The following is a 19537-nucleotide window of genomic DNA, read 5'->3' as shown; positions in this document are numbered from 1 at the left end:
TATAAATACCTGATCGCTTATCACAGGAATTTGATCACTTTTTGAAGAATTATTAAACTTAGGGAATTGTTCGCCTTTTGATTGATGTATTTAAAGCCGAATATTAAGTTTAAACTGCCCTTCAATTGGTGCATAGCTACTTTGTTGTTCATTCCACAATTTACTACAGGAAATCTTTCCTTCAATACGATCATCAGAATTACTCGTGATCTCGATATAGTTAGTCCTGTCGTTTAGAGCACCATTAGGCATTATCGCCCAAAGATCATGATCGTGAGTACTATAACTTATCCAGTTCTTGTTATAAACCTGGTCGCCAAGCCTGTAAATTCCAATCCCGGTAAAATTTTCGATCTGAAAATCGAGAATCTCGCCACGATCAGAAATAGATCGTACGTACAAACTAACTGTTCCCAGGGAATTGTAATCTTTACGGAAGCTAAGAGCAGCAGAATTATTAGATGAGTTAAAAAGAACTCCGTTTACATCAGCATTCAGAAATTGATCTGAATCTGCAGGACCATCATCATTAGTACTACAACTTACGAGGGATATTGAAACTACTAATGAAAAAACGAGTAATACTAGCTGTTTTTTCATTATTATGAATTTAGTTAAACAATAGTCTAAAGATAAAGCTAGTTATGCTGCAATGAAAAGGGATTTTCCCCCTATTTAATACTTAAAATGCTGTATCACAATATTTTAAACCATACGGATAATCTATAATTTATAGAGTTTTAGGTCTTTTTCAAGTGATCAAAAGCCGATTTACCATCAAATTAATTCAGAATAAAAGAACCACCAATTTTAAAGTTTTTTTAGATTAATAAGATTATCGAAATATTAACTTTGCGACACAACCAATTTTTAAAATATGGACTATAGAATAGAGAAAGATACCATGGGGGAAGTTAAAGTTCCTTCAGATAAACTCTGGGGTGCTCAAACTGAACGTTCCCGAAATAATTTCAAAATTGGACCTGCGTCCTCCATGCCACTTGATATTATATATGGTTTCGCATACTTAAAGAAAGCTGCTGCATATACAAACTGTGAACTTGGTGTTCTCCCTGTGGAAAAGAGAGACCTTATCGCTCAGGTTTGTGATGAGATCCTGGAAGGTAAACACGATGATCAGTTTCCATTGGTGATCTGGCAAACCGGAAGTGGTACACAGAGCAACATGAATGTGAACGAAGTGATCGCAAACCGAGCTCACCAGATGGCAGGTAAGAATATTGGTGAAGGGGAAAAAACACTTCAACCAAATGATGATGTGAATAAATCTCAATCTTCAAACGATACATTCCCGACCGGAATGCATATTGCTGCGTATAAAAAAGTGACTACGAATACTCTTCCAGGTTTGAAAAAACTAAGAGATACTCTAAAAAAGAAATCTGAAGAATTCAAGCATACCGTGAAAATTGGGCGTACCCATTTTATGGACGCTACTCCCCTAACCCTTGGTCAGGAATTCAGCGGTTACGTTGCTCAGTTAGATTATGGCATCAAAGCTTTGGAAAATACTTTACCTCATTTATCTGAAGTTGCTTTAGGTGGAACTGCAGTAGGAACCGGACTTAATACTCCAAAAGGATATTCAAAAAGGGTTGCTGAATTTATTGCGAAATTTACGGAGATGCCTTTTATTTCTGCAGGAAATAAATTTGAAGCATTGGCAGCTCATGATGCATTTGTAGAAACTCATGGAGCCCTGAAACAGATTGCTGTTTCGCTGAACAAAATTGGAAACGATATCAGAATGCTTGCTTCCGGACCAAGAAGTGGTATTGGAGAGATTAATATTCCAGCCAACGAGCCAGGTTCTTCGATCATGCCTGGTAAGGTTAATCCAACCCAGTGTGAAGCTCTTACCATGGTTTGTGCACAGATCATGGGGAACGATGTAACCATGAGCGTAGGAGGAATGCAGGGACAGTTCGAACTGAACGTATTTAAACCGGTAATGGCAAACGCTTTATTACAAAGTGCACAGCTTATTGGTGATGCCTGTCTTTCTTTCGAGGAACATTGTGCTCGTGGAATCGAAGCCAACGATAAACGTATAAAAGAGCATCTAAATAATTCATTGATGCTGGTTACTGCTTTGAATACTAAAATAGGATATTACAAAGCTGCTGAAATTGCTAACACAGCTCATAAGAATGGTACTACTTTAAAAGAAGAAGCTGCCAATCTGGGATATGTTACCAATGAAGAATTTGATGAATGGGTAGATCCAAAAGATATGGTTGGAAATCTTAAGTAATCAAGTTTTCAATAAAAATGAAAAAGCCTGCTTCTAAAAGCAGGCTTTTTTTATGTCAAGATCTTTAAAAATTTATCTACTTCTTAGCGAAGTGTTTCTGGTATTTAAAGTAGGATACAGTACCTAAAATTGCTACAGCACCTAAGGTATAATAGATAAATGTTGGAGTGATAACCTTATCACCACTCGCATAGGAATGCAAACCACTTAGGTAGAAATTCACTCCAAAATAGGTCATCATAATACTTGCAAAAGCAATGATCGCCATTAGATTAAAAAACCATCTACTTCTTAAACCTGGAACCAATCTCATATGGATCACAAAAGCATATACCATAATACTAATCAAAGCCCAGGTCTCTTTTGGATCCCAGCCCCAGTAACGTCCCCAGCTCTCATTAGCCCACTGGCCACCCAGGAAGTTTCCGATAGTCAGCATCACTAAACCAACGGTCAATGCCATTTCAGTAATGATCGTGATCTCTTTTATATTAATGTCCATTTTCTTCTTGTTCTTGTCATTGGTAAGGATCATTAAAATTAAGGAAACCACGCCTAGGATCATTCCTAATGTAAACGGACCATAACTACCAACGATAACAGACACATGGATCATTAACCAATATGAATTTAGTACCGGCGGTAGATTGGCAATTGCCGGATCCATCCAGTTCCAGTGGGCAACCATTAAAATCATGGAGGCCACAAAAGCAGTAGATGCGATCGTAAGATTTGATTTTCTACCAAAGGCCAGCCCAAAGAACATAGTAGCCCAAGCCACGTAGATCATCGACTCATACGCATCACTCCAGGGAGCGTGTCCAGAGATATACCACCTGGCCGCAAGTCCTGCCGTATGCACTACAAAAAGAATGATGATCGCCGCCGCACCGGTATAAATAAGAGCTCGTATAATTTTATTGTCCTTAAAGATCTGGACAATCACAAATACCAGCATGGCCAGACCAGCAAGCATGTACATCCAGAACAGGTTTCTAAAGACATCATATTCATTGTATAAGATTTCAGCATTCACTTTATCTTCGGAAGGCATCACATCTCCCCCAAATTTCTCCTGAAAGCTTTGAATGCTTTCCAGATACTGATCTGCTTTTTCGTAATCGCTGGTCTCCCGTGCAGTTTTAAGAGCACTCATATATAGCGGAAGGATCTGCTTTGTATAAACCGAGTCCATTCCTGTGAAATTGGTTTCATCCAGTTCGGGATAGGAAACCCATTTATTATTCTCGTCTTCAGGAATAGGGAATATTTTCAGTACTTTTCCCTGTACTGCCTGATATAAAAGATTTACTTTTTTATCTGTCTCTATAAAATCCTTCTGAAATTTATTCGGAACAGCTGCTTTATAAGCACCTTCCAGGTAAGGAGAAAGTTTATAACCTCCTTTTTCGTCGAAAAAGTCCATCAAAGCAAGGTATTTTCTACCTTCTTCTACATCAAGGATCTGGTGCAGACTATCGTTCTTCTTTTCTACATAAATAACCTGTGCCTGGTACCAGAATGCAGGATTTTCAGTAATAGAAACCAGCACCTGGTCTGAACTTAAACCGGCATAAGTATCACTTTTACTTAATTTTCGAAGTAATTCTGAAGAATACGTATTTGCAGGCTTCATTCTTCCTCCGGCATCCTGAATGATCAATCTTCCAAATTTATCGGCGTGCTCTTCTTTCACAGCATTAGATACAATGATACTATCGATCTGCTGTTTCGAATTCTGATTGTGAGCATGATCATCATCTTGAGAAAAACCAACAGATGACATTAGCATTAATGCTACTACTGCCAATGCCTTTTTCTTGTCTTTGATCTTTTCCAGCATCACTTTTAGATTACCAAAACGGGAACCTTTGTCAAACAATATCCACATAAGTCCGAAATACAATAAGAAATAACCTATATAAGTGATCCAGGTTCCCCAGAAATCACGGTTTATAGAAAGTACTGTACCCTTTTCATCCGGGTCAAAACTTGATTGGAAAAATCTATAACCTTTATGATCCAGTACGTGATTCATATAAATAGAATAAGGCTCAGGTTTTTCTCCATCTTCCACGATCTCCACTTCACTCCTGAAACTTGCGTAACCAGGTGTTGCTCTATCTGCAGTACCAGGGTATTTTTCTGCAATGAAATCGTTCAGTTTCAAAGCAAATGGCAGTTCTTTTTCAATACTGCCGTAATTAACAAAAACTTCCAATCCGTCAAAATTGATCGCCTGTGGATCTGCTACAGTTCCCTGTCCGCCCAGCAATGTGATCGTTTCTGTTTTACCATTGGCTGTTATATCCAGCGTTACAGCATCAAGATCCTGCTTCGTTTTAGGGTTAGTAGGCACCACATCATATTCTCCGGTAACCACTGGTTCCGGGATTACGAATTGCATGCTTCCAATATTATAAAGCGACCTCAACATAAGAGTTTGTGTAGAGTCACTAACCAAAGTTCCCTGCTTTTGATCTGCCATACGCATATAGGTTCCCTCAAATGGAGAATCTATCTGGTATTCCCCATTTTCAGTAAGCTGAATATTGATAGCGCCATCCTGCGGACTATTAAGCGTAAATAAAGTATTGTGGATATTGCTAACCTCACCTTCTTTAAGATAATGGTCGTGTCTTGAACCGTCCCCTGCTTCTACGATCTTAAGATAATTCTCGCCATCCTCTGTAGGAACCAGAGCTTCTTCTGCACCATGAATAAAATTCGTGACTTCAAATTTTACAGGTGTGCCGTTAAAATCGGTATTAAGAACATAGTCGTTTTCAACTTCAGGACCAAAAAGAACATCTTCCTGTAGCACTCTTCTTCTCGCCTCCCCATCGATCTCCCCATCTATAAAGAAGGTCAGGTACGTCTCGTAGGTCATGAACTTATTGGTAGTTTCGCCTTCACGAATTGGCATCACCCCTTCGTAGCTAATGTACCTGGTCACAAATGCTCCAATTAAGATGAGAATAAAGGAAAGATGCAGTAATAAACTACTCCATTTTTCTTTTTCGTGAAGCTTATATCGCTTGATATTCCCAACGAAATTGATAAGAAGAAATAACATGATCCCTTCGAACCACCAGGTATTGTAAATTAGAATTCTTGCCGTTTCGATACTGTACCAGCTTTCTATAAATGTTCCCATGGCCATGGCAATTGCAAAGATGATAAACAGGACGGCCATTATTCGGGTAGAAAAAAGGATAGAGGCTATTTTTTTCTGCATGAAAAAGTGTCTTTTTAACGGCTGCAAATTTAACGATATTTTATCGTTTTTTAGCGGCTAAAACCTCGAATCTCAAGTCAACACCTGTTAATTTCTATACCTTGAAATTTTTGGTAATTTAGCCGCATGATAAAAGTAGTCATCCTGGGTGCCGGCAATGTTGGTATTCATTTATACCAAAACTTCAAGTTAACGCCTGAAGTTGATGTGATACAATTGTTTAGCCGGAAACCTGAAAAATTAGACTTTATTGGAAATACTACTGAAGTCATAAGTGATTACGCTAAGCTGGCTGAAGCAGATATTTACATTCTTGCGGTGCGAGATGAAGCAATTTCTGAGGTCGCTCAAAAATTAAGTATTAACAAGGGACTTGTAGTTCATACTTCCGGCAGTGTAGCGATGGATAATTTATCGATGTTAAATAACTTCGGAATATTCTATCCATTGCAAACCTTCAGTAAAAATAAGGAAGTAAGTTTTTCAAATATTCCTCTTTGTATCGAGGCTAATTCAGAAGAAAATCTTGCGAAACTGAAGGAGTTAGGAAATATAATATCTTCAAAGGTTTTCGAGGTAAATTCGGAACAACGACGAGCCTTGCACCTTTCCGCAGTGATCGTGAACAATTTCACAAATCACCTGTTTACCATAGCGGCAGATTATTGCCATGAAAACGAATTACCATTTGATATTTTAAGGCCGCTTATTCAGGAGACTTTCGATAAGATTCAGGATCTGCCACCATATGACGCTCAAACTGGTCCAGCCCTAAGAAACGACGAAAAAACAATCGAAACTCATTTACAAATGCTGAATGAGGACCGACAAATAATTTATAAAGCACTAACCGACTCTATTCAAAAAACACATGGAAAAAAGTTATAAAGAATACCTCAACCAGATCACTACATTCGTATTTGATGTTGATGGCGTATTAACCGATGGTTCATTACAGATTTCAACCAAAGGCGAGCTTTTAAGAACTATGAATACCAAGGATGGTTATGCTATGAAAATGGCTCTAAAAGCTGGATTTACCGTATGTATTATTAGTGGCGGTAAAAATGAAGGGGTTCGCGAGCGACTTCGTGGGCTTGGTATTACCGATATTTATCTTGGAGTGGACGATAAAGTGGAGCAAATGGATGAATTCTTTGACATTTACGACATTAAACCGGAGCAGGTCTTATACATGGGTGATGATATTCCAGATTACTATCCTATGAAATTAGTGGGATTGCCTTGTTGCCCTCAGGATGCAGTTGCAGAATTAAAGGAAATTTCGTTGTATGTATCTCATAAAAATGGCGGGGAAGGCTGTGTTCGTGACGTGATCGAGCAAGTGATGAAAGTTCAGGGAAAATGGATGGAAAAGAATTCATAAATGCTGGATTATTTGAAGCTGATAAGACCAGGGAATCTATTATTCATTGCACTTACCATGTATCTTATTAAATATGGTTTGTTCGAGCCGTTTGATGTGGCGATCACCTTAAATCTATTTGGATTTTCCATGCTGGTACTGGCAGTAGTTTCGGTTGCTGCCTCTGGTTACGTAATCAACGATATATTTGATGTGGAAGCCGATCAAAAAAATAAGCCATCCAAAACCTATATTAAAACCGGTATTTCTGAAAAAAGTGCATACCGCATGTTCTTTTTATTGAGCATTATTGGTGTAGGCTTAGGTTTTTATGTTTCCAATATGGTGGGTGTTCCTGGGTTTTCAGCATTCTTTATATTTGGCTCGGCAATATTATATCTTTATAATTCCCAGTTTCAACAAAGCATACTTATAGGAAACATTCTGGTAAGCCTTATTGTAGGCCTCATCCCAATTGGTGTTGGACTTTATGACCTGCTACCTGCGATCACTCCGCAGAATCAGCCTACACAATCCACGATCTTCTCAATTTTGATCGATTATTCCATCTTCGCTTTCCTGGTGAATTTGCTTCGTGAAATCGTAAAGGATCAGGAAGATATTGATGGAGATTACAATGCAGGATATAAAACACTGCCCATCGCACTTGGTAAGAAACGAACAAACCAGGTATTGTTCTTATTAGGGCTTGTACCTATAGGTTTCCTGATCTATTATGTTTATGAATATCTCTTCGGAAACACTGCGGCAGTGGTCTATGCATTATTTCTCTTGCTCGCTCCCCTATTATTCTTCCAGGTAAATATCTGGACAGCATCAAAGAAATCTGAATACTCAAGGTTAAGTAAACTTCTAAAAGCAGTATTATTTTTCGGTTTACTATCTATAGGCCTGTTACAATTTATAATCCTTTAACTATGATTCAGAATTTAATAAAAGACTACGAGATCATTCTTGCTTCAGGCTCTCCCAGAAGACAGAAATTTTTCGAAGATCTTCTAATACCTGTGACCATAGATGTACGCTCTGTAGACGAGATCTATCCTGAAGATCTTGAAGGCAAAGAGATCACAGATTTTCTTGCCAAATTAAAGGCTGAAGCATTCAAGGGTCTACAAGAGAATCAGATATTGATCACGAGTGATACCATTGTGTATTGTGAAGCTAAGGCACTTGAAAAACCAAAAGATCATGATCATGCCGTGGAGATGATCAACCTGCTTTCAGATAAAGAACATGAAGTCATCACTTCGGTATGCTTCACATACAGAAATAAGCAGGAAGTTCTAAATTACACCACCAAAGTAATATTTGCAGATCTTACCCAAGAAGAGATCGAGTTCTATGTGACGAATTATAAACCTTTCGATAAAGCTGGTGGTTACGCAATACAGGAATGGATAGGTTTAATTGGGATAGAATCTATTAGCGGAAGCTACTTCAATGTGGTTGGTCTACCTACGAATCTGGTCTATAAAACCCTGAAACGCATACTTAAAGAGGAAAATTCGTAAATTGTCATCATAACGATGAAACGATACCTTACACTTTTCGCGATTTCAATGCTTATCATTTCCTGTGCAGACAGGGAATCCTACGGAAACGAATTCAGGTTAACTGAAGACTTTAAGGACTACTGGTATTCCGGAAAAGCAGAAATTACTACTTACGATCTCGAACAATCCCGGTATGGTGAACTACGGAAAGGAACTGCGACGCTTATTTATGTTACTGAAGACTTTTCTGTAACAGAACAGGTAAAATCAAGCGATGAAGCTTTCAACAAAGTTTCTGTTCTCAAACTAAACAGCACCAAAAATTTCAATACAGGTATCTATCCTTACAGTATCATGCAGAGTAGCTTCTTTCCTCTCGACGGAAATGAACATGCGCTAAAAATTTCAGCTTCAGTACAGGAATGGTGTGGCCAGGTTTATATGCAATTAAATAACCGCGAAGATTTTGATATTACAAGTCATTCCTATTTCGCCGGAGAAGCAGATCAATATTTAAAATTAAATCCCATACATCTTGAAAACGAAATATGGAATTTGCTCAGGATCGACCTTGATCGTGTTCCGGTAGGATCGTTTAAAATACTGCCATCCCTTGAATTTTTAAGACTGAATCATCTACCGGTACGTGCTTTCAATGCTGAAGGACAATTTCTTACCAATGAGCAATATAATATCTACCAGTTACACTATCCAGAACTAAACCGCACATTAAAGATTTATCTGGGTAAAATGACGCCTTTTCCTATTGAAAAATGGGAGGAATCAGCTCCGATAGGCAAGAGTCCTAACGCAAAAATTTTAACGACCACCGCCACTAAAAAAGCACAATTAAGAACCGATTACTGGAATAAGAATTCGAATAAAGATTTACATTTGCGTGAGAAATTAGAACTAGATTAATGAAGGAATTACTTCTCACCTACCGCGACGAATTGCTGTATTCTCTTGCAGTACTTTTTATTTTGCTCCTCATACAGTTTTTATTGAAAACGGCTGCAAATAAAGTAGGTCGAAGAAGCGAGATTAACATCACCCGCACCAGGTTGATGTTTAAATACATTAATATTCTTATCATTCTTATCGCGGCATTCCTACTGGCACTTGCCTGGGGTGTTGGATTAACAGATCTATCATTGATCTTCTCATCTGTATTCGCGGTAATTGGAGTTGCATTGTTCGCCATCTGGTCTATTCTAAGCAACGTTACCAGTGGGATCATTTTATTCTTTTCCTTTCCATATAAGATCGGTGATACTATTAAGATCCACGACAAGGATCTGGATATAGAAGCAGAGATTGAGGATATCAAGGCTTTCCACCTGCATCTTCGAACACGAGAAGGAGAACTTGTCACGTATCCCAACAATCTTATTCTTCAAAAGGCAGTTACTCTGAAACATCGGGTGGATGGGAAAGACGAAGGAAAAGATGCTCTCTAGCCTAAAAGATCTGAAATTGGCTTCAGGACGATTTGAAATCTTTTATATTTGATGAAACCTATTATTCAATGCGGAAAATACTTTTTGCCCTATTCTTACTAGGCTTTACTTTCTCCAATGCACAGGCTCCTGAAAAATGGAGTTCTTCAGATATATATTCAGAAATTAAGAAATTAAACTTCCTAGGATCTGTTCTATATGTGGCAGCACATCCAGATGATGAAAACACCAGGTTGATCTCTCATTTCTCAAATGAAGTGAATGCCAGAACTGCTTACCTTTCCTTAACACGAGGTGATGGTGGTCAAAACCTTGTAGGGCCAGAATTAAGAGAGCAGCTTGGGATGATAAGAACTCAGGAATTACTGGCTGCCAGAAACATCGATGGCGGAGAGCAATTTTTTACCCGTGCTAACGATTTTGGCTACTCCAAAACTCCATCAGAAACACTGGAAATCTGGAACAAAAATGAGGTTCTTAGTGATGTTGTCTGGATCATTCGAAAATTCAGGCCAGATGTGATCATTAACAGGTTTGATCATCGCACACCGGGAAGTACTCACGGGCACCACACTTCTTCTGCCATGCTGAGCGTGGAAGCTTTTGAACTGGCCGGTGATACAAATAAATATCAGGATCAACTGGAACTGGTTGACACCTATGCTCCAAAAAGACTATTTTTTAATACCTCACCATGGTTCTATGGTGGTGCCGAAGCATTTAAAGAAGCTGATAAATCGAGATTCCTGACATTCGATACCGGAACGTACTTTCCATTAAAAGGACTATCCAATCCCGAGATTGCAAGTCTTAGTCGAAGTCAGCATAAATCACAGGGTTTTGGAAGTACCGGAAGTCGTGGCAAGCAAATGGAATATATCGAACTTATCAAAGGTGAAATGCCGACCGATGATTCTAATATTTTCGACGGAATTGATACCAGCTGGAATAGAATTCAGGGAGGTAATGAAATTGGTGCTATTTTATACAAGGTTCAGGAAAAATTCAATTTTGAAGATCCTTCTAAAAGTTTACCAGAACTTCTAAAAGCCTACAATCTCATTCAGGATCTTCAGGATAAACATTGGAGAGAGATAAAAACCCGACAGATTAAGGATATCATTTATGCCAGTTCCGGACTATATCTTGAAGCCATTGCAGATCGATCTTCCGTAACACCTTCAGAAGAAGTTAATATAAAACTGGAAGCTATCAATAGAAGTTCTGCTCAGGTTAAATTAATTTCCGTAGAGCTTGTTCCGAATAATACGAAAATAGAACCAGCAGAAAGTTTGAACAATAATTCATCCTGGAACGAGAATTTAGAATTCCGACTTCCGGGCAATGCAGATTTTACCAATCCATACTGGTTAAAATCTGAAGGTTCCATTGGGATGTATAAAGTAGATGATCAAAATCTGAGAGGTTTACCTCAAACACCACTTCAGAATAAAGCAATATTTAATCTTGAAATTAATGGCGAGCCCATAACTTTTGAGAAACCGATCCTTTACAAATTCAACGACCCGGTTTCCGGAGAAACTTATGAAAATTTTAAGGTGATCCCAAAGGCTGAACTTAATTTACATGAAGATATTCTCGTCTTCAATTCTTCGGAATCTAAAACTGCTGAGATCACGATTCTGGCAAACCAGGCAAATCTAACGGGAACTTTAAAATTAAATTCCGAAGGAGACTGGAGCGTCAAACCAAATCAATTTAATGTAAATATTGCTCAGAAAGGTGGTGCTCAAACATTTAAATTTTCGATTTTTCCTCCTGAAGGTCAAAGTGAAATAACTTTACATCCAGTCCTTGAGACAGAAAATAACATGTATGATCAAAATGTTATTTCGATTGACTACGATTATATTCCCAGGCAGAACCTTATTCAAAAGGCAAAGCTGAAACTGGTAAAATTAGATATTAAGAAAAAAGGCGAACTTATAGGTTACATTGCCGGTGCTGGTGATGTCGTGCCGGAAGCGATAGGCCAGATGGGTTACAAAGTTGAGATGCTCGATCCATCAACAATCAGTGCGAACTCATTAAAAAAATATGATGCCGTGGTTCTTGGAATTCGATCCTTCAATATTATTGAGGATCTGAAATTTCAGAAACAAGAACTTTTCAATTACATAGAGGAAGGTGGGAATCTTATTGTGCAATACAATACCAATCGTGGATTGGTTACAGACCAGATCGCTCCTTTCAACCTGCAGCTTTCTCGGGATAGAGTAACCAATGAAAATGCGAAAGTCGGTTTTAACCTGCCTGAGCACGTGCTCTTAAATTCCCCGAATAAACTGGGAAGTTCAGATTTTGAGAATTGGGTGCAGGAAAGAGGTTTATATTTCGCCGATTCCTGGTCATCAGAATTTGAAGCTCCATTGTCTATGAACGATCCTAATGAAGAGCCATCTTCTGGAAGTTTACTGGTGGCTAAATACGGGAAAGGATATTATATCTATACCGGACTTAGTTTTTTCAGACAATTTCCGGAGGCAGTTCCAGGAGCATATCGACTTTTTGCTAATATGATCTCTATAGGAAAATAATGGGAAAGCCAGAAACATACCAGTGGAAGAAAAGCTACACGATCGTATTGATTGCCAACGTTCTTTATATCGTAATTTTCTATTTAATCATGAACCTATTCGCCTAATATGGAATTAATAGACTGGATCATTCTAATTGGTACGATCGCGTTTATCGTATGGTATGGAGTTTACCAGTCTCGCGGAAGTTCGAATGTTGAAGATTATGTTGGAGGAGGTAAAGACGCCAGGTGGTGGACCATCGGCTTATCTGTTATGGCAACCCAGGCAAGTGCGATTACCTTTCTATCAACTCCAGGCCAGGCTTACCACGATGGAATGGGTTTTGTCCAGTTCTATTTTGGTCTTCCCATTGCGATCGTTATTATATGTATCGTGTTTATTCCTATTTATCATAGATTAAAAGTATATACAGCTTACGAGTATCTGGAGTCGCGTTTCGACCAGAAAACAAGAACTTTAACTGCTATACTATTTTTAATTCAGCGCGGACTGGCGGCAGGGATCACCATCTTTGCACCGGCAATCGTGCTTTCAGCTGTTCTGGGCTGGAACCTTACCTATCTTACGATCGTTATTGGTGTATTGGTAATAATCTACACCGTTTCAGGAGGAACGAAGGCGGTAAGTGTTACTCATAAACAACAAATGGCCGTGATCCTAACCGGGATGTTCGTTGCCTTCTTTATAATTCTTAGTTACCTGCCAGAGGAAGTAACCTTCACGAAAGCGCTCGAAATTGCTGGCACCAGCGGCAAAATGGATGTTCTGGATTTTAGCTTCGATTTTAACAACAGGTACACGATATGGAGTGGAATTATTGGTGGCACCTTCCTTATGCTCTCCTACTTCGGAACAGATCAAAGTCAGGTACAACGTTATTTATCTGGTGAATCTGTCAGGGAAAGTCAGTTAGGTATGATCTTTAACGGACTCCTGAAAGTACCGTTGCAATTCTTTATTCTTCTGGTTGGAGTTATGGTTTTTGTCTTTTATCAATTCAATTCTGCTCCCTTAAATTTCAATCCCGCGGCGACCGAAACTGTTCTGAATTCAGATTATGCCGAGCAGTACAAAGATCTTATGCTGGAGCATGATGAAGTTCAGGAGAAGAAAAAGGAACTGGGACTCGAATATGCCTCGAGAACTTCACTGGATGAAACTGAAACTGCCAATTTTAGAGAACAATATTCCAGTCTCGAAAAAGAACAGTTTGAAATTCGGGAGGAGGCAAAGTCTTTTATTGATGCTTCAGATGTGAAAGCAGAAAGCAATGATAAAGATTACGTATTTATTCACTTTATACTGAATAATCTTCCGAGGGGATTTATTGGATTACTGCTTGCTGTAATCTTATCTGCTGCAATGTCTTCCACTGCTTCAGAATTAAATGCGCTGGCGTCAACCACCGTGATCGATTTATACCGAAGAAATCATAAAGAGAATAAAAGTGATGAGCATTACCTGGCAGCTTCGAAATGGTTTACATTAATGTGGGGAGCTATTGCGATCCTGTTTGCTAGTCTTGCCGATCTATTTGATAACTTAATTCAGTTAGTAAACATCATTGGAAGTATTTTTTATGGAAATGTTCTGGGTATTTTCCTACTGGCATTTTTCATAAAATATGTACGAAGCAATGCCGTTTTTATAGCAGCCATTATCACACAGATCATCGTGATCATTGTTTTCAAAATGGATATAATGCCGTACTTATGGTTGAATGTTCTGGGTTGCGTACTGGTAATGGCCATAGCGATACTTATTCAACTTTTTCGAAATGATAAACCTCAAGTAAGCACAACATGAGTCAAAAAATAAAATGGGGAATTCTGGGTCTTGGAAAGATCGCTGGAAAATTCTGTGATGGATTACAACATGCTTCTAATGCTAAGCTTTATGCAGTAGCAAGTCGTGATCTAAACAAAGCCGAAGAATTCGGTGCTAAATTTGAAGCAGAGAATTCTTATGGCAGCTATGAGGAGCTGTTAAAAGATGAAGCGGTTCAGGTAGTTTATATTGCCACACCCCATGCCTTCCATCATGAATTCGCTATCAAATGTATTGAACATGGTAAAGCTGTACTATGTGAAAAACCATTTGCTTTAAATTATAAGCAGGCAAGCGAAATGATAAGCCTTGCCAGGGAAAAGAATGTTTTTATCATGGAAGCTCTCTGGACCGCGTTCCTACCCCACTTTCGTGACCTGGAAACCAAGTTTAAAAATAAGGAATATGGAAAGCTAAAATCTTTAAAAGCAGATTTCGGGTTTCCAGCAGAATTCGACGAAACTAAAAGGCTGTTCAATAAATCGCTAGGAGGCGGCAGTCTTCTTGATATTGGGATCTATCCAGTATTTCTCGCCTATCGTTTACTCGGTATGCCCAATAGAATTACTGCGGAAGCTCAATTAGCAGAAACCGGAGTTGACGAATCTTGTGATATCAAATTTCACTATGACCAGAATATTGACGTAGAACTCACTTCAACTTTTAAGGAAAAGACTCCTACTGAAGCTGTCTTAGAATTTGAAGAATCTAAAGTAATCATGAATTCAAGGTTTCATGAACCAACTTCGATCACTACCCATCAAAATGGGAAGCATGAAGTGCGTGATTACGGAGTAGAAAATAATGGCTATACATACGAAGCGGAGCATGTAGGAGAAATGCTTCTGAATAATAAAACCGAAAGTGATATCTGGTCTACAGAGAACACACTGGAATTAATGCAGTTACTGGATTCCATTAGGAAAGAGATTAAATTAGAATATTAAAAAAAGGCTTCAGTTCAAACTGAAGCCTTTTCTAATAAATAGTGTTTCAGCTTATTTAGCTTCCCACTCTGCGATCGATTCTTTATTCATTTTTACATAATCTGCATTGTTAGCAGCTTCTGCAGCAGAAAGAGATTTTTTTGCAGTAGCAATAGCTTCCTTGGTTTTACCCATTTCAGCTTCGATTAATGATTGTCTTCTAAGCATCCAATATGCTTTACCTTCACTCATCTCGTTGGCTTTTTTAATCCAGGTATATGCTTTCTCCATATCCTTGCCAGCTTCATGATAATAAGATGCTGCTGAGAAATAATCCTGAGCCGTTGGTCCATTCATCACCTTATCTATGCTAGCCATGGTACGATTATCTGTAGGCACTTCAATTTGTAGAATAGCTACTGTATTCTCCCATAGAAAGTTAAGATTTGCTGAATCATTTTTTAGTTCGTCGATCACGATAGTGAAAGTCTCCATTTTGAATGGCATCTCCTCTACGGCTGCAGTGGCGGTAAGCACAACTTTGGAATCATCCCAATCCTGAGGCACTCCCCAGTTATTCGTTGTTTCATAGAACATCACTGTCCATTGGTCTTTTTGAGTTTTGGTGTAGATAGCGTAAGAACCTTTAGCCAGTTCCTTACCTCCTATTTTTACATCATCAGAGAATGTAATGATCGTGTTCAGGTTTGCGCCAGTTCTCCAAACCTTATCAAAAGGTACCAGATCTCCAAAAATCGTACGACCTCTCATTGCAGGCCTGGAATATTCAAGCGTGATATCGGTTAACCCAACTTTTTGTTCCATTTTCCCAAGCGGACTTGGCTGTGGTGCTTCAACCTGTGCAAACCCTGCAAACCCAGTGCAGAGCACTAAAGCAAATGCTAATAATCTTTTCATGTGTAGTAGTTTAAATTTTAATAAAGATAAGTTTATTCAGCTAACAAAATCAATATCTAATCAAGACCGAATTATCTATAATACTCAGATTTACATTTTGTTTAACTGTTTATATTTTACTTTAAACAACTTAGCGTGTAATTTTACGAAAAATACAATCTGATGAAAATTTACACCCTAAAAAGCAAACAAAAATTACCAATTTCTGTGGACGAAGCCTGGCAGTTTTTATCAGATCCAAGAAATCTTAAGACTATCACTCCAGATTATATGGGCTTCAAAATACTTTCAGGCGCCGATAGACCCATGTATCCAGGTCAGTTAATTCAATATATAGTAACACCCATAGCTGGTATCAAAACAAAATGGGTTACAGAGATCACACAGGTTCGTGATCGTGAATTCTTTATAGATGAACAAAGATTTGGACCATATGCCCTTTGGCATCACAAACATTTTATTAGGGAAATACCAGGTGGTGTAGAAATGGAAGATATAGTAGATTATAAACTCCCCATGGGATTTCTTGGACGACTGGCGCATCCTATTTTAGTAGAACCTAAATTAAAGGAAATCTTTGACTACAGAAGAGAAAAACTTATTGAGTTATATGGAGAGTATTCTGAACCGGATACTCAAAACCAGACTCAGAAACACGATATTTTAAATTAATTATTATGAAAAAGAATATAGTTATCATAGGAGGAAGCACTGGAATAGGAAATGAAATTTCAGAAATGCTGAAGGCAGATCACGAGGTTTATGCTCTTTCAAGATCCAAAGGAGATCTGGACACAGATCATGTGAAGCATTTTGAATTTGATGTGCTGGAAAATGATATTTCAGAAGTAGATCTACCGGAGCAAATTGACGGATTGGTTTATTGCCCAGGATCTATAGATTTAAAACCTTTCAAAATGATGAAACCTGAGAGCTTCGAAAAAGAGATGAATCTTAATTTCTTCGGACTTGTAAGGGCGGTTCACGGATTATTACCTAAATTAAAAAAATCTGATCAGGCGAGTCTTGTGTTCTTTAGTACTGTAGCAGTGAAAGTTGGAATGCCGTTTCATACCAGCGTTGCAGCAGCAAAAGGCGCAATTGAAGGTTTTGCTAAATCCTTAGCGGCGGAATATGCTCCAAATTTCAGAGTGAATGTTATCGCTCCATCGCTTACAGATACACCACTGGCAGAAAAATTACTTTCCAGTGATGATAAGAAAAAGAAAATGGATCAACGTCATCCATTAAAAAGAGTTGGACAGGCGAAAGATATTGCGAATCTTGCGGGATTCTTACTTACTGAAAAAAGTTCATGGATCACTGGACAGGTTTTAGGAGTAGATGGAGGTCTGTCTACATTAAACATTAATTAATGAAAACAGTGAATATTTTCTGGTTCCGAAGGGACCTTAGATTAGATGACAATGCAGGATTTAAGGCAGCATTACGGGATGAACATCCCGTGCTGCCTATTTTTATTTTTGATTCTGAAATTCTTGACAAGCTTCCCGAGGACGATGCCCGGGTTACCTTTATTTTCGACAACCTACAAAAAATGCGTGACGAGCTTCAGGATAAAAACGGAAGCTCCATTGCAATGTTTCACGGTAAGCCTAAGGAAATATTCAAGGAGCTACTGGAATCTTATGATATTAAAAAGGTTTTCACCAATCGTGATTACGAACCTTATGCCAAAGAGCGTGATAAGGAGATTTCAGAATTATTGAAAAAGAAGGAGATCGAATTCTGTGATTTTAAGGACCAGGTGATCTTCGAAAAAGATGAAGTGGTTAAAGGTGATGGTGATCCATATAAAGTTTATACTCCTTACAAAAACCTCTGGATGGAAGAGTTTAAAAAGAAGGATCTCGACTTTCACTACACTACCAGATTTATGGATAACCTCTATGAAAATAGCAGGCTTCCAAATTTAAGTCTGAGTGACATAGGTTTTAAGGAATCAGATTTGAAGGTTCCAGATTACCAGGTAACTCCGGGATTGATCATGGATTACGAAGGCAAACGTAATTTTCCAGCTGTGGAAGGAACTTCACGCTTAGGTGCACATTTGCGTTTTGGCACGGTAAGCGTGCGTCAAATGGTTAGAGATGCAGATAAAGAACATAACAAAACCTTTCTCGAGGAATTAGTTTGGAGAGAATTTTTTATGCAAATTCTGTATCATTATCCAGATACAGTAACCGATGCTTTCAAGCCAAAGTACGATAGGATCAAATGGCGTAACAACAAGGATGAATTTGAAAAATGGAAAAAGGGAGAAACAGGATATCCTTTGGTTGACGCCGGAATGCGACAATTGAATAAATCTGGTTTCATGCATAACCGGGTTAGAATGTTAGTTGGCTCCTTTCTCTGCAAACATTTACTTATCGACTGGCGATGGGGCGAAGCCTATTTTGCTGAAAAACTTTTAGACTACGAAATGTCATCAAATGTTGGTAACTGGCAGTGGATTGCTGGAAGTGGTGTGGATGCAACTCCATACTTCAGAATTTTTAATCCTACTACTCAAATTGATAAGTATGATAAGGACCACAAATATATTAAGGAGTGGGTCCCGGAATTTGGCACCGATGATTATCCTGAGAAAATGGTAGATCATAAAGAAGCTCGTGAAAGAGCTCTGGACACTTATAAGAAAGCTGTTAGTAATTAGCTAGCAGTTTTCTGGCTTTCTCCAGGTCTTCTGGTGTATCAATTCCAATACTTTTCACACTGGTTTCAACCATTTTGATCTTCTTGCCATATTCAAGATACCGAATGCACTCTATCTTTTCTGAAGCCTCTAAAGGCAGCATTGGTAAACGATAGAAATCCATTAGTGCAGATTTTCTGAACGCGTAAATTCCAACATGTTTATAGTAAACGGTATCCACCGAAGTATCCCTTGGATAAGGAATTGGGAATCTTGAGAAGTATAACGCAGACTGGTCTTTGCCGGTGATCACCTTTACATTATTAGGATTATTGATCTCTTCCAGGTCTTTTAGTTCAGTTTTTAAACTAGCCAGATCAATTTCTTCGGAACCTGGCTGCTGGAAAACTTCCAGTAATTTCGTTAGACTATTGGTGTCAATAAATGGTTCATCGCCCTGTACATTTACAACAATATCTACATCCATATTCTCTACAGCTTCAGCGATTCTATCACTCCCGCATTCGTGTTCTTTCTGGCTACGCACAACTTTACCTCCAATTTTGATCACTTCATCATAAATACGATCATCATCTGTCACCACGTACACTTCATCAAAAAGCCCGGTGCTCTTAGCCGCTTTATAGGTTGTGGCGATCACCGTCTGGCCATTTAGATCCTGCATCAATTTACCTGGAAACCTGGAGGCTTCATATCGCGCAGGGATCATTGCAATAACACGTAATTTTGAAGAATCTTGCATGTGAGAAATTTTATGTAAAAATAGGAA

17 protein-coding genes are annotated in these 19537 nt (G+C 38.5%); 13 read left to right on the top strand and 4 right to left on the bottom strand.

Annotation, left to right across the window (positions count from 1 at the left end):
• Positions 1 to 90: 90 nt before the first annotated feature.
• The gene (locus tag T8I65_RS07140) at positions 91 to 600 is read right to left on the bottom strand and encodes a hypothetical protein (RefSeq protein WP_322302700.1); all 510 of its coding nucleotides are present in this window, start codon (positions 598 to 600) and stop codon (positions 91 to 93) included.
• 277 nt (positions 601 to 877) lie between these two features.
• Here T8I65_RS07140 and fumC point away from each other — a divergent pair, with 277 nt between their 5' ends.
• Positions 878 to 2275 carry a class II fumarate hydratase gene (fumC, locus tag T8I65_RS07135; protein WP_322302699.1) on the top strand — a complete coding sequence of 466 codons (1398 nt, stop codon included), beginning with the start codon at positions 878 to 880 and terminating at the stop codon, positions 2273 to 2275.
• A gap of 76 nt (positions 2276 to 2351) precedes the next feature.
• Here the strand turns inward: fumC and ccsA are convergent, their stop codons facing one another.
• Positions 2352 to 5513: a cytochrome c biogenesis protein CcsA gene (ccsA, locus tag T8I65_RS07130; protein ID WP_322302698.1), complete on the bottom strand. Its 3162-nt coding sequence runs from the start codon at positions 5511 to 5513 to the stop codon at positions 2352 to 2354.
• 126 nt (positions 5514 to 5639) lie between these two features.
• Here ccsA and T8I65_RS07125 point away from each other — a divergent pair, with 126 nt between their 5' ends.
• The 9 genes from T8I65_RS07125 to T8I65_RS07085 all read left to right on the top strand — a co-directional run bounded on the left by T8I65_RS07125 (position 5640) and on the right by T8I65_RS07085 (position 15191).
• Positions 5640 to 6401, top strand: a complete 762-nt coding sequence (locus T8I65_RS07125) for a Rossmann-like and DUF2520 domain-containing protein (RefSeq protein ID WP_322302697.1) — start codon at positions 5640 to 5642, stop codon at positions 6399 to 6401.
• Positions 6385 to 6900, top strand: coding sequence for a KdsC family phosphatase (locus T8I65_RS07120; protein WP_298247003.1), 516 nt, complete (start codon positions 6385 to 6387; stop codon positions 6898 to 6900). The genes T8I65_RS07125 and T8I65_RS07120 overlap by 17 nt, the downstream gene beginning before the upstream one ends.
• Positions 6901 to 7815, top strand: a complete 915-nt coding sequence (locus T8I65_RS07115; protein WP_322302696.1) for a geranylgeranylglycerol-phosphate geranylgeranyltransferase — start codon at positions 6901 to 6903, stop codon at positions 7813 to 7815.
• Between the two features lie 2 nt (positions 7816 to 7817).
• Positions 7818 to 8414 (top strand): Maf family nucleotide pyrophosphatase, encoded by a 597-nt coding sequence (locus T8I65_RS07110; protein WP_322302695.1) that lies wholly within the window; start codon positions 7818 to 7820, stop codon positions 8412 to 8414.
• A 15-nt stretch (positions 8415 to 8429) separates the two neighbouring features.
• Entirely contained in the window at positions 8430 to 9317 is an 888-nt protein-coding gene (locus T8I65_RS07105) for a septum formation inhibitor Maf (RefSeq protein WP_322302694.1), read from the top strand.
• A complete protein-coding gene (locus T8I65_RS07100; RefSeq protein WP_322302693.1) occupies positions 9317 to 9856 on the top strand; it encodes a mechanosensitive ion channel domain-containing protein in 540 nt (179 codons plus the stop codon). Before T8I65_RS07105 ends, T8I65_RS07100 begins: the two co-directional genes overlap by 1 nt.
• A gap of 68 nt (positions 9857 to 9924) precedes the next feature.
• A complete protein-coding gene (locus T8I65_RS07095) occupies positions 9925 to 12414 on the top strand; it encodes a PIG-L family deacetylase (protein WP_322302692.1) in 2490 nt (829 codons plus the stop codon).
• A 108-nt stretch (positions 12415 to 12522) separates the two neighbouring features.
• Positions 12523 to 14223 carry a sodium:solute symporter gene (locus T8I65_RS07090; protein WP_322302691.1) on the top strand — a complete coding sequence of 567 codons (1701 nt, stop codon included), beginning with the start codon at positions 12523 to 12525 and terminating at the stop codon, positions 14221 to 14223.
• The gene (locus T8I65_RS07085; protein WP_322302690.1) at positions 14220 to 15191 is read left to right on the top strand and encodes a Gfo/Idh/MocA family oxidoreductase; all 972 of its coding nucleotides are present in this window, start codon (positions 14220 to 14222) and stop codon (positions 15189 to 15191) included. The genes T8I65_RS07090 and T8I65_RS07085 overlap by 4 nt, the downstream gene beginning before the upstream one ends.
• Positions 15192 to 15242: 51 nt before the next feature.
• On the opposite strand, the gene T8I65_RS07080 is transcribed toward T8I65_RS07085, so the two are convergent.
• Positions 15243 to 16088 carry a DUF2911 domain-containing protein gene (locus tag T8I65_RS07080; protein WP_322302689.1) on the bottom strand — a complete coding sequence of 282 codons (846 nt, stop codon included), beginning with the start codon at positions 16086 to 16088 and terminating at the stop codon, positions 15243 to 15245.
• 162 nt (positions 16089 to 16250) lie between these two features.
• Between T8I65_RS07080 and T8I65_RS07075 the strand changes: the two genes are divergently transcribed.
• The 3 genes from T8I65_RS07075 to T8I65_RS07065 are packed head-to-tail and all read left to right on the top strand — an operon-like array spanning position 16251 to position 18768.
• On the top strand, positions 16251 to 16760 hold the full coding sequence (locus T8I65_RS07075) for an SRPBCC family protein (RefSeq protein ID WP_322302688.1): 510 nt from the start codon (positions 16251 to 16253) through the stop codon (positions 16758 to 16760).
• A 5-nt stretch (positions 16761 to 16765) separates the two neighbouring features.
• On the top strand, positions 16766 to 17464 hold the full coding sequence (locus tag T8I65_RS07070; protein WP_322302687.1) for an SDR family oxidoreductase: 699 nt from the start codon (positions 16766 to 16768) through the stop codon (positions 17462 to 17464).
• On the top strand, positions 17464 to 18768 hold the full coding sequence (locus T8I65_RS07065; protein WP_322302686.1) for a deoxyribodipyrimidine photo-lyase: 1305 nt from the start codon (positions 17464 to 17466) through the stop codon (positions 18766 to 18768). Before T8I65_RS07070 ends, T8I65_RS07065 begins: the two co-directional genes overlap by 1 nt.
• On the opposite strand, the gene kdsB is transcribed toward T8I65_RS07065, so the two are convergent.
• Entirely contained in the window at positions 18758 to 19510 is a 753-nt protein-coding gene (kdsB, locus tag T8I65_RS07060; RefSeq protein ID WP_322302685.1) for a 3-deoxy-manno-octulosonate cytidylyltransferase, read from the bottom strand. The genes T8I65_RS07065 and kdsB overlap by 11 nt on opposite strands.
• Positions 19511 to 19537 lie beyond the last annotated feature (27 nt).

The sequence above is a fragment of the Christiangramia sp. OXR-203 genome, assembly GCF_034372165.1.
Lineage (GTDB): Bacteria > Bacteroidota > Bacteroidia > Flavobacteriales > Flavobacteriaceae > Christiangramia.
Note: the sequence above shows the minus strand (reverse complement) of the source record. Positions and strands in the feature narration are given on the sequence as shown.

Excerpts from the sequence above, each read along its gene's own strand:
- T8I65_RS07110 (WP_322302695.1), top strand. The coding sequence starts at position 7,818 with ATGATTCAGAATTTAATAAAAGACTACGAGATCATTCTTGCTTCAGGC.
- T8I65_RS07075 (WP_322302688.1), top strand. The coding sequence starts at position 16,251 with ATGAAAATTTACACCCTAAAAAGCAAACAAAAATTACCAATTTCTGTG.
- T8I65_RS07120 (WP_298247003.1), top strand. The coding sequence starts at position 6,385 with ATGGAAAAAAGTTATAAAGAATACCTCAACCAGATCACTACATTCGTA.
- T8I65_RS07140 (WP_322302700.1), bottom strand. The coding sequence starts at position 600 with ATGAAAAAACAGCTAGTATTACTCGTTTTTTCATTAGTAGTTTCAATA.
- T8I65_RS07125 (WP_322302697.1), top strand. The coding sequence starts at position 5,640 with ATGATAAAAGTAGTCATCCTGGGTGCCGGCAATGTTGGTATTCATTTA.
- T8I65_RS07115 (WP_322302696.1), top strand. The coding sequence starts at position 6,901 with ATGCTGGATTATTTGAAGCTGATAAGACCAGGGAATCTATTATTCATT.
- T8I65_RS07095 (WP_322302692.1), top strand. The coding sequence starts at position 9,925 with ATGCGGAAAATACTTTTTGCCCTATTCTTACTAGGCTTTACTTTCTCC.
- T8I65_RS07105 (WP_322302694.1), top strand. The coding sequence starts at position 8,430 with ATGAAACGATACCTTACACTTTTCGCGATTTCAATGCTTATCATTTCC.
- T8I65_RS07085 (WP_322302690.1), top strand. The coding sequence starts at position 14,220 with ATGAGTCAAAAAATAAAATGGGGAATTCTGGGTCTTGGAAAGATCGCT.
- kdsB (WP_322302685.1), bottom strand. The coding sequence starts at position 19,510 with ATGCAAGATTCTTCAAAATTACGTGTTATTGCAATGATCCCTGCGCGA.
- T8I65_RS07070 (WP_322302687.1), top strand. The coding sequence starts at position 16,766 with ATGAAAAAGAATATAGTTATCATAGGAGGAAGCACTGGAATAGGAAAT.
- T8I65_RS07090 (WP_322302691.1), top strand. The coding sequence starts at position 12,523 with ATGGAATTAATAGACTGGATCATTCTAATTGGTACGATCGCGTTTATC.
- ccsA (WP_322302698.1), bottom strand. The coding sequence starts at position 5,513 with ATGCAGAAAAAAATAGCCTCTATCCTTTTTTCTACCCGAATAATGGCC.
- fumC (WP_322302699.1), top strand. The coding sequence starts at position 878 with ATGGACTATAGAATAGAGAAAGATACCATGGGGGAAGTTAAAGTTCCT.
- T8I65_RS07100 (WP_322302693.1), top strand. The coding sequence starts at position 9,317 with ATGAAGGAATTACTTCTCACCTACCGCGACGAATTGCTGTATTCTCTT.
- T8I65_RS07080 (WP_322302689.1), bottom strand. The coding sequence starts at position 16,088 with ATGAAAAGATTATTAGCATTTGCTTTAGTGCTCTGCACTGGGTTTGCA.
- T8I65_RS07065 (WP_322302686.1), top strand. The coding sequence starts at position 17,464 with ATGAAAACAGTGAATATTTTCTGGTTCCGAAGGGACCTTAGATTAGAT.